We start from the raw sequence: 12,114 nt of genomic DNA on the forward strand, positions 1-12,114 counted from the left end.
AATCAAGCACGGATCGCCGCTCGGGGGTAGTCCGGAATCCGCTCGCCCATACGGGACGGGCTCTCCCGCGCGCGTGGGATCGATATCGGATCGATATCGGGCCGATGCTTCGCGTCGTTCGCTGTCTGTAAAACAGCCTGGAACCTGGAGAGAACCGATGTCGAAGCTTGCCAATCAATTCCGTAACAAGCGCGAGAAGCCGTATCACTGGGCGATGCTGATCTGCGGCGTGTTGTTATGGTTTGCCATTTACGTATCCGTCGTCGCGGCGATGGACAGTCCGAAACACCGGGCCTTCGCGGTGATGTTCGTGCAATACGCGATCATGTTCGGCATTTTCCATTGGCTGGCCGGTGCCGCGTATCGCGCCACCGCCTACGGCAACATGGTGCTGATCGGCCCGAAGCAGTTTCCGCGCTTGCACGCGATGGTGGTGGAGGCCTCGGAGGCGATCGGCCTGGCCGTGCCGCCCGAAACCTTCATCTACAACTCGAACGGCGTGTTCAATGCGTTCGCGCGGCGGCTGTTCGGCGGCGGGCGGTATGTGTTCCTGACGTCGGCCCTCGTGGAAGCGAACGACGACGCGCAGGTGCGCTTCGTGATCGGACATGAAATCGGCCATCACGCGGCCGGCCACCTGAACCCGTGGCTCAACATGATCAAGCTGCCGGCCCACCTGGTGCCGTTCCTCGGCAAGGCCTATTCGCGCTCGCGCGAATATACGTGCGACCGGATCGGCACCTATCTGGCGAAGGATGCGGCTTCCTCGCGCAGCGCGTTGCAGATGCTCGGCTGCGGCTGCCGCCGCCTGAACGCCGAGATGGATTGCGAGGCGTTCATCGCGCAGGAGCGGATGGTGCCGCCGATATTCGGCTTCCTGACCGAAATCAACCGTTCGCATCCGCGTTTGACGCGCCGGGTCGCCGCCATCAACGCCGATGTTGCCGGCCGAGGTTATGCCGCGGCTTCACGGCAAACGCGAGCGCAGGCCTCTGCCGGGTTCGATCGCGAGCCGTCGCTCCATGCCGGCCACGACACGCTCTAAAATCGCCCCATCTCGTCCACCGACGACACACTGCTGGAACTGAAGGAGGCGCGCCATGCGGTCGACTCGAGTCACCCGGACTTCCCACCGTCGCGCGTCGCGCGCATTCGCAGGCATTACGCTCATGTGCGCGGTCGGGCTTTTCGCGGCGGGGTGCGGCGAACACGCCGACCCGCAGCGCGACGCCACGACGCCCGCGCTGAGCGTGCGGTTCAAGGCGAACAGCGGGTTCGTCGTGCCCGTCTCGATCGCGGGAAAAACCTATAACTTTCTCGTCGACACTGGCGCAAGCTTTACGTTTATCGACAACGGGCTCGCTCAGTCGATCACACGACACGCGAGCGACGATCAGATTCCGATCGTGTTCCGGAAGTCGATACTGGAGAAAGGCCTGGGGACGGCGGACGGCGTGCTTGCCCCGGAGCGCATTCAGCTATGGCAGCCGCTGCCAATCAGGCTGGGCAACTACGAGGTGTCGGGCAACTATCCGTGGATCGGTCACGATCTATCGTTGGCGTCGGAGGCAGCCGGCATACGGCTCGATGGCATTGTCGGCATGGAAATCTTTCGCCAGCTGACTTGGCTGGCCGATAACCGCAGCGGCATATTGACGGTCTGGCGCCAGCCACCGGCCGGCGAGCGCTTCGCCCATTGCGTTCCCTACGAGGATAGCTTCGGCCGGGCGCCCGGTGTAAGGGTCGACTTTCACGATGATTGGATGATTTTCATGTTCGATACCGGCGCAACGCATTCGATCGTGTCCGGGCCGACGCTTGCGAACTTGGCGAACCACAAGGCCGTTACGTCTCTTGGCGACGTCATGTCGTCGACCGTTACGGCGGGCGGCCGTTCCCAGTTGAGCGATCACTTCGTGAACAAGCTGTTATTCGACGATCAGCCCATTGGCAGTCTGCGCGTCAACCAAGGCAACGAAAACATGCTCGGCATGAATTTCCTCGAGCGGTTTGATCGTTATATGTTTGTACCGAGCACGATGGAATTCTGCTACGACGCAAGCCACTTCACCCAAGATGAGCCGCAACCGTTGCGCGACATCGCGATCCGTTTTATCAACGGGCATGTCGAATTGTTTTACAACGAACCGAAGCAACTTGGCCGTTACGGCCTCGAGAATGGTGACGTCCTCGTTGAAATCAACGGCAAACGCGTTGAGGCAGCGGCGATCGAAGATGCGCGTGGCCAATTGAGCACCACCCCCGCAGGCTCGCTCAACATGACGATCGAGCGAAATGGCTTGCGCCGCACCGTCAAAATTTGACGGACGCGAGGCTTGGGTGGACCGCCCGCGCTATCGCGCCACGCGGTAGCTCGCACCCACATGCGGCGCGCTCAGGCGCGCCGAACCGCCCAGCAGCTTTTCGCGCAGCGTGCCCGCTTCATAGCGCGTCTTGTAGGCGCCGCGCCGCTGCAACTCGGGCACCAGCCAGCGAACCACATCCTCGAACGTGCGCGGCGACTCGACCCAGGCCAGGTTGAAGCCGTCGAGGTCCGCGTCCTCGGCCAGCGCCTGCAGTTCGTCGGCCACCTGCGCCGCATCGCCCACCACCACCGCGCCGCGCCCGCCGATCGCGACGAACTCCACCGCGTCGCGCACGGTCCAGACCTTCTCCGGATCGAGCTTGCTGAACGACGCCAGCGCCGATTGGCCGGCATCGGTATCGACATAGGCCAGCGTGTCGTCGGGGCGGTAGCGCGACAGATCGATGCCGGTCCAGCCCGACAGCAGCGCCAGCGCGCCTTCGTGATCGGCGCGGGCGCGACAGGCGGCGTGGCGCGCCTGCGCCAGCTCGGCGGTTTCGTCGACGATGACCGTCAGCATGGCGAACAATTTCGCGCTGTCGGGCGCGCGGCCGGCATCGGCCAGCGCCTGCCGGGCGGCCCGCGCGGAGGCCTGCAGGCCCTTGCGGGTGGGCGCGCCCAGAAAGATGCACTCGGCGTGCTCGGCCGCGAAGCGCGTGCCGCGCGCCGAGCCGCCGGCCTGGAACAGCAACGGCGTGCGTTGCGGCGACGGCTCGCACTGGAACACGCCCTCGCTGCGGAAATGCGGGCCGTCGTGGCGGATCGCATGAATGCGCGACGGGTCCGCATACACGCCGCGCTCGCGATCGCGTTGCACCGCGCCGTCTTCCCAACTGCCTTCCCAGAGCTGGTAGCACACCGACATGAATTCGTCGGCGCGCTCGTAGCGCGCGTCGTGCGCGCGCAGTGCGTCCTGGCCGAGATTGCGCGCCCCGCTTTGCAGATACGAGGTGACGATGTTCCAGGCCACCCGGCCCCGGCTCAAATGGTCGAGCGTGGTGAAGCGGCGCGCGAGCAGGTACGGCGATTCGTAGGCCACCGATACCGTCAGGCCGAAGCCGAGGTGCTCGGTGGCGTGCGCGAGCAGCGGGATCAGCACGGCCGGATCGTTCATCGGCACCTGCGCGGCCGAGCGCAGCGCGGCTTGCGGGCCGTCGCCGAACACGTCGTACACGCCGATCACGTCGCCGAGGAACAGGCCGTCGAACAGGCCCGCTTCGAGCGTCTTGGCGATCTCCACCCAATACGCGGTGTCGAGATAGCCGAACGAGGCATCGGCCTCGGCGGTCCATTGCCCCGGCGCGAGATGCGCCACGCAGTTCATCATGAAGGCGTTGAAGCGGAGTTGACGTGGCATCGCGGAAAGCGCCCGTGGCTGGCTGGAAAACCAGCGATTCTAGGCGGCGGCGCGCGCCGCCGACATCGCCGGTTCGGCATATCGTTATCGCCGCGAAACTGCAAAGCAAAGCAGAAATTATCGTTAGGTTGACGAAAGTTTCGATGCTTTACTGGCCGGCTTTTCCTGTCTCCTGCCGCCCGGCCGAATCATGTCGACTCCCTCCGCCACCTCGCGCAGCCCGAAATCGGGCGCCGCGCGCGTCGGCTTTGCCGCGTTCATCGGCACCACCATCGAGTGGTACGACTTCTATATCTACAGCACCGCGTCGGCGCTGATCTTCAGTCATGCATTCTTTCCGCCCAGCACCAACCCGCTGGCGGGCATCCTCGGCGCGTTCGCGGCCTACGGCGTGGGCTTTTTCGCGCGGCCGGTGGGCGCGGTGATCGCCGGCCACTTCGGCGACCGCATCGGCCGCAAGCGCGTGCTGGTGTTCTCGCTGGTGCTGATGGGCGTGGCCACGGTGCTGACCGGGCTGCTGCCGACCTACGCCACGGCGGGCCTGCTGGCCACCGTGCTGCTGGTCGCGCTGCGGCTGCTGCAAGGCATCGCCACCGGCGCGGAGTGGGGTGGGGCGTCGCTGTTGTCGGTCGAACATGCCAGCGCACGCACGCGCGGGCTGCTCGGTTCGTTCACGCAGGTCGGCTCGGCCGCCGGCATGTTGCTCGCGTCGGGCACCTTCCTGGGCGTGCGCGCGTGGCTCGCGCCCGAGGCGTTCTCCGACTGGGGCTGGCGCCTGCCGTTCCTGTTCAGCGTGGTGCTGGTGGCGGTGGGGATCTTCGTGCGCACGCGCATTCGCGAGCCGGAGCCGTTTCTCGCCGCGCAGGCCGAAGGCCGGCTCAAGCGCCTGCCGGTGGCGGAAGTGTTTCGCCATCATCGCCGCGCGCTGCTGGTCACGATCGGCCTGCGGCTGCTGCAGCCGGCCATGTACGCGATCGTCACCACCTATGCGATCAGCTATCTGAACCTCAAGCGCAACGGCGCCTCGTATGCGCTCGGCGCGGTGATCGTGGGCTCGGCGGTGGCGATCGTCGCCACGCCGCTGTGGGCCGCGCTGTCGGACCGGGTCGGCCGCCGACGGCCCGCGATCTGGGCGGTGGTGGGCATTTCGCTGCTGGTCTGGCCGTTCTTCTGGTTCCTCGATCACGGCGACCTGCGTTATCTGCCGCTGGTGTTCGCGATCGAGCTGGCCGTGTTCGACGCCGCGATCTACGCACCGGGCGCGGCCTGGTTCGCGGAACAGTTTCCGGTGGAGGTGCGCTACAGCGGCATCTCGCTCGGCTACCAGATCGGCACGCTGATCTCGGGCGGCCTGACGCCGTTCGTGGCGGCGGCGCTGCTGGCTGTGGGCGGCGGCTCGCCGTGGCTGATTTGCGCCTATATTTCAGCGTTGGGCGTGTTGAGCCTGGTCGCGGTGCTGGCTGCGGCGGACCCGGCCCGGCGCGCGGCGGGTGGTGGTGCGGGTAGTGACGCAGCGCCGGTTCGCGGCGAGGCCACGCTGGCCGGCCCGCGTTGATTCCCCTTTCCAACAGGACTTGTTGATCATGAGCGGTTCACGCCTGCATGACGAAGAAGCGCGGATTCTCGGCGCGCTCGAACGGCAGCACGCCGGCCCGAAGGCGTTTCGCGCGATGTCGGCGCCGGTGTGGCGCGCGGGGCAACTGTCGGAGAAGGACAAGCATCTGGTGGCTGTCGCGATCGCGCAGGTCACGCGCTGCGCGTTCTGCATCGAGCATCATGCGGCGCTCGCGCGGCGCTGCGGTGCGAATGAACAGGAAGCGCTGGCGGTCAGCTACCTGAGCGCCGCGCTCGAATCGCTGGGCGACGCGGCCGTGTCGCTCGATGGCGGCCAACTCGCGATCGAAGACGAAGCGGCGCTGCGCGGCAGCGACATCGCCCGCGCGCGCCTGCGTTTCGCGCAGGCCGTGTTCGATACCGAAGCATTGACGCCGGGGCTGGTGTGGGTGGCCGCCGCCGCTGCGGCCTACACGCAATCGAACGAGCCGCGCCGGCAGGTTTTCCACGATGCCGCGCTGGCCACGCCCGGCAACGCTGCGGCGCTCGACGAAGCCTATGCGATCGCCGTCGTGCTGCGCGCGGGCGCGGTGTACGCGCACACGTTGCACGTGGTGGACGCGTTTCGCGAGCCGGGCGCGGCCTGACGCTGAGCCCGGCACCGCCCGGCGGCGCTCAATACGCCACGCGCATGCTGCGCGTGCGCGTGCGCCGGATCAGGTCGAGAAACGCGAGCAGGATCGGCGAACTTTCCTGCTTGCGGTACAGGCAGCTCAATTCGATGTCGCGCAACTGGCTCGACTGCAACGGCCGATAGACCACCCCGGGCAGGCGCAGGTTGGCCGCCGATTCGGTCGTCACGCACACGCCGAAGCGGCTCGACACGAACGCGATGCACGTCACCACGTCCTCCACCTCCTGCTCGACGCGCAGCGCGACGCCCTCGGTGCGAAACGCCGCCGCCACCTCTTGCGCGAGGCCGTGCACGGGCGCGTTCGGGTAGAGGATCATCGGTTCGCCATCGAGGTCGCGCAGCGTGATGCGCTTTTTCGCGCACAGCGGATGGCCTTCGTACAGCGCCACCAGGAATTTCTCGCGCTGCACCCAATCCACGCCGATATCGGGTTCGTCGGGCACCAGCCGGTTGAAGCCGATCGTGATGCGCCGCTCGCGCAGCGCGGCGATCTGCTCGGCTTTCGACAGGTTGCGGATGCTGATCTTCACGTTCGGCCGCTCGGCATGGAATTCGGCGAGCAGGCGCGGAATGACGTTGAGGATGCCTGAACTGAAGATGCCCACGTCGAGGCTGCCCACGTAGCCCTGGCCGGCCAGCCGCGTGCGCTCCTCGGCGCGGCGCGACAGCGACAGGATGTTCGGCACCTCGGCCAGCAGCGCGTGGCCGGCCTCGGTCAGCTCCGCGCCCTTGGTGGTGCGAACGAACAGCGGCGCGCCGATTTCCTCCTCCAGCGCGCGAATGTGCCGCGTCAGCGGCGGTTGCGCCATATGCAGCTTCTCGGCGGCCCGGCTGAAATTCAGCTCCTCGGCCAGCGCCAGAAAGTAGCGCATCTGCTTGATTTCCATCCCGCCTCCTTGCACGCGGCCGATACCATTGCGGTATCGCTTTGCCGTTTTGCCGTATTGAAACGCAAGATCGGGGCGGCGGCAAGCCGGCTGCGCCGAGCGGCTTCCGTATACGATGAGCGCCATGCCGCCCACCCGCGCCGGGGCGCTTGCGCCCCCGGTTTTCCTTCCCCGAGCTTGCCTGCCCGACACGATGAACCTGTTCGACGAACTGAAAATCGATTGCCATAACCACGTTTTCGATCCGCGGCGCTTCCCGTATTCGCCCACCACGCCGTACCGGCCGAGCCAGCAGGAGATCGGCACCGCCGCGCAGTTCACGCGCGTGCTCGATGCATGCGGCGTGCGCCACGCGCTGCTGGTCGGCCCGACCAGCGGCTACCGCACCGACAACCGCTGCATGCTCGACGCGATCGCGCACGGCGGCGGCCGCTTCAAGGGCGTGGCGGTGGTGGAGAACGACATCGCGCCCGGCGCGCTGCTCGCGCTGCGTGATGCGGGGGTGGTGGGCGTGGCGTTCAATCCGGCGCTCGAAGGGCTGGGGGTGTTCGACGATGCCGGCGCGCTGTTCGCGATGCTGGCCGATCATGGCCTGTTCGCGCAGATCCAGGTGGCCGGCGATCAGTTGCCGCACCTGCTGCCGCTGATCGAAGCGACGCGTGCACGCGTGCTGATCGATCATTGCGGCCGCCCCGACGTGGCGCACGGCGTCGGCCAGCCCGCGTTCCAGGCCTTGCTGCGGCTTGCGGAAACGGGCCGCGTGACGGTGAAATTGTCAGGTATGCAGAAGTTTTCGCAGCTTTCGCATCCGTATCAGGATGCGCACGCGTATCTGTTCGCGCTGCTCGACGCATTCGGCCCGGAACAGTGCGTGTGGGGCTCGGACTGGCCGTTCCTGCGCGCGCCCGAGCGGATGGACTACGCGCCGCTGCTGGCGCTGTTCGGCGAACTGGTGCCGGACGCGGCCGTGCGCCGCCGGATTCTGTGGGACACGCCGCGCCGGCTGTTCGGCTTCGGGGAATGAAGCCATACGTATCTGGTATGGATTCGTTAAAAATGGGTATTGGACGGTATCCAAGCCCGCCACATATGATGCGTTCCATCGAGACGGCACGCCCGCCGGCCGCCGTTCTACATGGAGACCCGCATGCGCATCGGCAATCAACAGGACGTCACGCGCGCCGTGCTCGCGCCGGGTTCGATCGTGCGCTTGCCGCCGACCCACACCGCCGTCTGACCGATTTCCACTCATTCCCCCCGCTGTCGAACCGAGACCCATCATGCCGATTGTTCATATCTCCCTCATCGAGGGCCGCGACGAGGCCGCCATCAAGGCCTGCGTGAAGGCCGTCGCCCAGACCGTGCACGCAACGCTGGGCGCGCCGCTCGACACCATCCGCGTGTACGCCACCACCACGCCCGCCAGCTTCTGGGCCGTCGGCGGCCAGACCAAGGACGAAATGCCTGCGCCGAAGCCCGACGTTCAGGAGAACGGACAATGACGCCCGAGGCGATCCGCCAGGCCGCCGACGCGCTGGCCGACGCCGCCCGCACGCGGCGCGCGATCGCGCCGCTGCGCGAGACGTTCGAGGGGCTGTCGATCGACGACGCCTATGCGATCCAGCGCGTCAACACCGAGCGCCGCCTGGCCGAAGGCCGCCGCCTGGTCGGCTGCAAGATCGGCCTGACCTCGGTGGCGGTGCAGAAGCAACTGGGCGTGGATCAGCCCGATTTCGGCATGCTGTTCGACGATTTCGGCTTCGGCGACGGCGAACCGATTCCGGCGACGATCCTGATGCAGCCGAAGATCGAAGCGGAAATCGCGTTCGTGATCGGCCGCGACATCGCCGTGGACAACCCCGGCCAGCTCGACGTGCTCGATGCGATCGACTACGCGCTGCCGGCGCTCGAAATCGTCGGCAGCCGCATCGCCGACTGGAACATCCGCATCGCCGACACGATCGCCGACAACGCATCGTCGTCGGCCTACGTGCTCGGCACCCGCCCGCGCAAGCTGTCCGAATTCGACCTGCGCCTCTGCGGCATGGCGATGGAGCGCCGCGGCGAGCCGGTGTCGGTGGGCGCGGGCGCGGCCTGCCTCGGCAACCCGATCAACGCGGTGGTGTGGCTCGCGCGCACGATGGCGCGGCTCGGCACGCCGCTGAAGGCCGGCGACCTGGTGCTGTCGGGCGCGCTTGGGCCGATGGTGCCGGTTGCGCCGGGCGACATCTTCGAGGCGCGCATCAACGGGCTCGGCGCGGTGCGCGCCGTGTTCGAATCCGATTCCACCGCATCCGCGAGCGAGGCCCGCCAATGAGCCAGATCACCGAATACGCGAGCCTGCTCGACGACGCCGCGCGCGAGGCGCGCGAGATCGAGCAGTTCGACACCGCCCACCGCCTGTCGCTCGACGACGCGTATCGCATCCAGGCCGCCTCGATCGAGCGCCGCCTCGCACGCGGCGAGCGCCGGGTCGGCGTGAAGATGGGCTTCACGAGCCGCGCGAAGATGGTGCAGATGGGGCTGTCCGACGTGATCTGGGGCCGCCTGACCTCGGCCATGCAGATCGAGGAGGGCACCGCGATCGATTTCTCGCGCTTCGTGCACCCGCGCGTCGAGCCGGAAATCGCGTTCGTGCTCAAGCACGCGCTCGACGGCGACGTGACCGGCCCGCAGGCGCTGGCTGCTGTCGAGGCGATTGCGCCCGCGCTCGAAATCATCGATTCGCGCTACCGCGATTTCAAGTTCACGTTGCCCGAGGTGATCGCCGACAACGCGTCGTCGAGCGGTTTCGTGATCGGCGCGTGGCGCGATCCGAAAACGGATTTCAGCAACCTGGGCCTGACGCTCAACATCGACGGCCGCGTGGTGCAGGTCGGCTCGACCGCCGCGCTGCTCGGCCATCCGCTGCGCTCGCTGGTGGCCGCCGCGCGCCTGTCGGCGCAGGCCGGCGAGCCGCTGCAGGCCGGCTGGATCGTGATGGCGGGCGGCGCGACGCCGGCCGAGTGGATCGCACCGGGGCAATACGTGTCGGTCGAGATGGAGCAGCTCGGCAGCGCCGGGTTCCATGTGAAGCGTTGAATGCGATGCCGGCGGTGGCGAAAGAAAGGCCGGCCGCCGGCGAACGGGAGTGAATGATGAATCGCAAGGTGAAAGTGGCCATCATCGGGCCGGGCAATATCGGCACGGACTTGATGATCAAGGTGATGCGCAACAGCCGGCACCTCGAAATGGGCGCGATGGTGGGCGTCGATCCGAACTCGGACGGCCTCGCGCGCGCGGCCCGGCTGGGCGTGCCGACCACGGCGAAGGGCCTCGACGGGCTGCTCAGGCTCGACGTGTTCGCGCAGATCGACGTGGTGTTCGACGCCACCTCGGCAGGCGCCCATGCTCGGCATGACGAAGTATTGCAGGCGCACGGCGTGCAGGTGATCGACCTGACGCCGGCCGCGATCGGCCCGTACGTGATTCCGGCGATCAACCTCGAAGCCGAGAACGCGTCGAACATGAACATGGTGACGTGCGGCGGGCAGGCCACGATCCCGATCGTGGCGGCCGTGTCGCAGGTGGCGAAGGTGCATTACGCGGAGATCGTCGCGTCGATTTCGAGCAAGTCGGCCGGCCCCGGCACGCGCGCCAATATCGACGAGTTCACCGAAACCACCCGCGCCGCGATCGAGAAGCTCGGCGGCGCGGCGCGCGGCAAGGCGGTGATCGTGCTGAACCCGGCCGAGCCGCCGCTGATCATGCGCGATACGGTGTTCGTGCTGTCCGAGGCGGCCGACACGGCGCGCATCGAGCAGAGCATCACCGAGATGGTGGCGCGCGTGCAGGCCTACGTGCCCGGTTATCGCCTGAAGCAGCGCGTGCAGTTCGACACGATCCCGGCCGACCAGCCGCTCAACGTGCCGGGCCTCGGGCTGCGGCACGGCATCAAGACCTCGGTGTTCCTCGAAGTGGAGGGCGCCGCCCATTACCTGCCGTCGTACGCCGGCAACCTGGACATCATGACCTCGGCCGCGCTCGCGTGCGGCGACATGATGGCCCGCCGCCGGATCGAAGCCGGCATCTCGCGTGCACTGAAGGAGACCGCGCAATGAGCGTCAGCGACCGCAAGCTTTATATCTCGGACGTCACGCTGCGCGACGGCAGCCACGCGATCCGCCATCAGTACAGCCTCGAGAACGTGCGCGCGATCGCCGCCGCGCTCGACGCGGCCGGTGTGGACAGCCTCGAAGTGGCGCACGGCGACGGCCTCGAAGGCTCCAGCTTCAACTACGGCTTCGGCGCGCACAGCGACGTGGAATGGATCGCGGCGGCGGCCGAGAGCGTGACGCGCGCGAAGATCGCCACGCTGCTGCTGCCCGGCATCGGCACCACGCACGACCTGCGCAATGCCTACGACGCCGGCGCGCGCGTGGTACGCGTGGCCACGCACTGCACCGAGGCCGACGTGTCGCGCCAGCATCTCGAATACGCGCGCGAGCTGGGCATGGATTCGGTCGGATTCCTGATGATGAGCCACATGACCACGCCGCAGAAGCTGGCCGCGCAGGCCAAGCTGATGGAAAGCTACGGCGCGAGCTGCGTGTACGTGGTCGATTCGGGCGGCGCGCTCGGCATGAACGACGTGCGCGAGCGGTTCCGCGCGTTCAAGGACGTGCTGAAACCTGAAACGCAAACCGGCATCCACGCTCACCACAACCTGAGCCTCGGCGTGGCGAACTCGATCGTGGCGGTGGAGGAAGGTTGCGACCGCATCGATGCGAGCCTGGCCGGGATGGGCGCGGGTGCCGGCAACGCGCCGCTGGAGGTGTTCGTGGCGGCGGCCGCGCGGCTCGGCTGGAATCACGGCTGCGATTTGTACGGCCTGATGGACGCGGCCGACGACCTGGTGCGGCCGTTGCAGGATCGCCCGGTGCGGGTCGATCGCGAGACGCTCGCACTCGGCTATGCCGGCGTGTATTCGAGCTTCCTGCGCCATGCCGAGGTGGCCGCCGCGAAGTACGGCCTGAAGACGGTCGATATCCTCGTCGAGCTGGGCCGCCGCAAGATGGTGGGCGGCCAGGAGGACATGATCGTCGACGTCGCGCTCGACCTGTGTGCGCGTGCCGAGGCCGAGGCGCATGCGCCGGTATGACCGCCGCATGACGCATCCCGTGTAAGACACGATTGCGCAAATCTTCCTGCGAATTTTTCTGTTGTAACGCCGAAGTTAAGCATCCGTTAAGCCCCGCCCCCGCATGCTGGTCGCCGA

The 12,114-nt window shown here is 67.2% G+C and carries 12 protein-coding genes; 10 read left to right on the plus strand and 2 right to left on the minus strand.

Features of this window, described 5'->3' with window-relative positions; translation table 11 throughout:
• The first annotated feature begins 157 nt into the window (after positions 1 to 157).
• Together AB4850_RS18380 and AB4850_RS18385 are read left to right on the plus strand one after the other, a co-directional pair.
• A complete protein-coding gene (locus tag AB4850_RS18380; protein ID WP_414444441.1) occupies positions 158 to 1,045 on the plus strand; it encodes a M48 family metallopeptidase in 888 nt (295 codons plus the stop codon).
• Between the two features lie 55 nt (positions 1,046 to 1,100).
• Positions 1,101 to 2,324: an aspartyl protease family protein gene (locus tag AB4850_RS18385; RefSeq protein ID WP_414444442.1), complete on the plus strand. Its 1,224-nt coding sequence runs from the start codon at positions 1,101 to 1,103 to the stop codon at positions 2,322 to 2,324.
• Between the two features lie 30 nt (positions 2,325 to 2,354).
• On the opposite strand, the gene AB4850_RS18390 is transcribed toward AB4850_RS18385, so the two are convergent.
• Positions 2,355 to 3,722: an LLM class flavin-dependent oxidoreductase gene (locus AB4850_RS18390; RefSeq protein WP_414444443.1), complete on the minus strand. Its 1,368-nt coding sequence runs from the start codon at positions 3,720 to 3,722 to the stop codon at positions 2,355 to 2,357.
• Positions 3,723 to 3,912: 190 nt separating this feature from the next.
• On the opposite strand from AB4850_RS18390, the gene AB4850_RS18395 reads away from it, so the two are divergent.
• Both AB4850_RS18395 and AB4850_RS18400 read left to right on the plus strand, forming a co-directional pair.
• Positions 3,913 to 5,277 (plus strand): MFS transporter, encoded by a 1,365-nt coding sequence (locus tag AB4850_RS18395; protein WP_414444444.1) that lies wholly within the window; start codon positions 3,913 to 3,915, stop codon positions 5,275 to 5,277.
• Between the two features lie 28 nt (positions 5,278 to 5,305).
• Positions 5,306 to 5,923 carry a carboxymuconolactone decarboxylase family protein gene (locus AB4850_RS18400; protein ID WP_414444445.1) on the plus strand — a complete coding sequence of 206 codons (618 nt, stop codon included), beginning with the start codon at positions 5,306 to 5,308 and terminating at the stop codon, positions 5,921 to 5,923.
• A 28-nt stretch (positions 5,924 to 5,951) separates the two neighbouring features.
• Here the strand turns inward: AB4850_RS18400 and AB4850_RS18405 are convergent, their stop codons facing one another.
• Complete coding sequence (locus tag AB4850_RS18405) at positions 5,952 to 6,857, minus strand: LysR family transcriptional regulator (protein WP_414444446.1); 906 nt, start codon at positions 6,855 to 6,857, stop codon at positions 5,952 to 5,954.
• A 124-nt stretch (positions 6,858 to 6,981) separates the two neighbouring features.
• Here AB4850_RS18405 and AB4850_RS18410 point away from each other — a divergent pair, with 124 nt between their 5' ends.
• The 6 genes from AB4850_RS18410 to dmpG all read left to right on the plus strand — a co-directional run bounded on the left by AB4850_RS18410 (position 6,982) and on the right by dmpG (position 11,997).
• Positions 6,982 to 7,881 carry an amidohydrolase family protein gene (locus tag AB4850_RS18410; RefSeq protein WP_414444447.1) on the plus strand — a complete coding sequence of 300 codons (900 nt, stop codon included), beginning with the start codon at positions 6,982 to 6,984 and terminating at the stop codon, positions 7,879 to 7,881.
• A 256-nt stretch (positions 7,882 to 8,137) separates the two neighbouring features.
• Positions 8,138 to 8,359 (plus strand): tautomerase family protein, encoded by a 222-nt coding sequence (locus AB4850_RS18415; RefSeq protein WP_414444448.1) that lies wholly within the window; start codon positions 8,138 to 8,140, stop codon positions 8,357 to 8,359.
• A complete protein-coding gene (locus tag AB4850_RS18420) occupies positions 8,356 to 9,174 on the plus strand; it encodes a 2-keto-4-pentenoate hydratase (RefSeq protein WP_414444449.1) in 819 nt (272 codons plus the stop codon). The genes AB4850_RS18415 and AB4850_RS18420 overlap by 4 nt, the downstream gene beginning before the upstream one ends.
• Complete coding sequence (locus tag AB4850_RS18425) at positions 9,171 to 9,938, plus strand: 2-keto-4-pentenoate hydratase (protein ID WP_414444450.1); 768 nt, start codon at positions 9,171 to 9,173, stop codon at positions 9,936 to 9,938. The genes AB4850_RS18420 and AB4850_RS18425 overlap by 4 nt, the downstream gene beginning before the upstream one ends.
• A 56-nt stretch (positions 9,939 to 9,994) precedes the next feature.
• Entirely contained in the window at positions 9,995 to 10,957 is a 963-nt protein-coding gene (locus AB4850_RS18430) for an acetaldehyde dehydrogenase (acetylating) (RefSeq protein ID WP_414445543.1), read from the plus strand.
• Positions 10,954 to 11,997, plus strand: coding sequence for a 4-hydroxy-2-oxovalerate aldolase (gene dmpG, locus AB4850_RS18435; RefSeq protein WP_414444451.1), 1,044 nt, complete (start codon positions 10,954 to 10,956; stop codon positions 11,995 to 11,997). The genes AB4850_RS18430 and dmpG overlap by 4 nt, the downstream gene beginning before the upstream one ends.
• Positions 11,998 to 12,114 lie beyond the last annotated feature (117 nt).

This window comes from Burkholderia sp. 22PA0106, from assembly GCF_047497155.1.
In the GTDB taxonomy this organism is placed as follows: Bacteria; Pseudomonadota; Gammaproteobacteria; order Burkholderiales; family Burkholderiaceae; genus Burkholderia.

Coding starts and splice junctions, on each gene's coding strand:
- dmpG (WP_414444451.1), top strand. CDS start 10,954: ATGAGCGTCAGCGACCGCAAGCTTTATATCTCGGACGTCACGCTGCGC.
- AB4850_RS18425 (WP_414444450.1), top strand. CDS start 9,171: ATGAGCCAGATCACCGAATACGCGAGCCTGCTCGACGACGCCGCGCGC.
- AB4850_RS18415 (WP_414444448.1), top strand. CDS start 8,138: ATGCCGATTGTTCATATCTCCCTCATCGAGGGCCGCGACGAGGCCGCC.
- AB4850_RS18390 (WP_414444443.1), bottom strand. CDS start 3,722: ATGCCACGTCAACTCCGCTTCAACGCCTTCATGATGAACTGCGTGGCG.
- AB4850_RS18405 (WP_414444446.1), bottom strand. CDS start 6,857: ATGGAAATCAAGCAGATGCGCTACTTTCTGGCGCTGGCCGAGGAGCTG.
- AB4850_RS18385 (WP_414444442.1), top strand. CDS start 1,101: ATGCGGTCGACTCGAGTCACCCGGACTTCCCACCGTCGCGCGTCGCGC.
- AB4850_RS18420 (WP_414444449.1), top strand. CDS start 8,356: ATGACGCCCGAGGCGATCCGCCAGGCCGCCGACGCGCTGGCCGACGCC.
- AB4850_RS18410 (WP_414444447.1), top strand. CDS start 6,982: ATGCCGCCCACCCGCGCCGGGGCGCTTGCGCCCCCGGTTTTCCTTCCC.
- AB4850_RS18395 (WP_414444444.1), top strand. CDS start 3,913: ATGTCGACTCCCTCCGCCACCTCGCGCAGCCCGAAATCGGGCGCCGCG.
- AB4850_RS18400 (WP_414444445.1), top strand. CDS start 5,306: ATGAGCGGTTCACGCCTGCATGACGAAGAAGCGCGGATTCTCGGCGCG.
- AB4850_RS18380 (WP_414444441.1), top strand. CDS start 158: ATGTCGAAGCTTGCCAATCAATTCCGTAACAAGCGCGAGAAGCCGTAT.
- AB4850_RS18430 (WP_414445543.1), top strand. CDS start 9,995: ATGAATCGCAAGGTGAAAGTGGCCATCATCGGGCCGGGCAATATCGGC.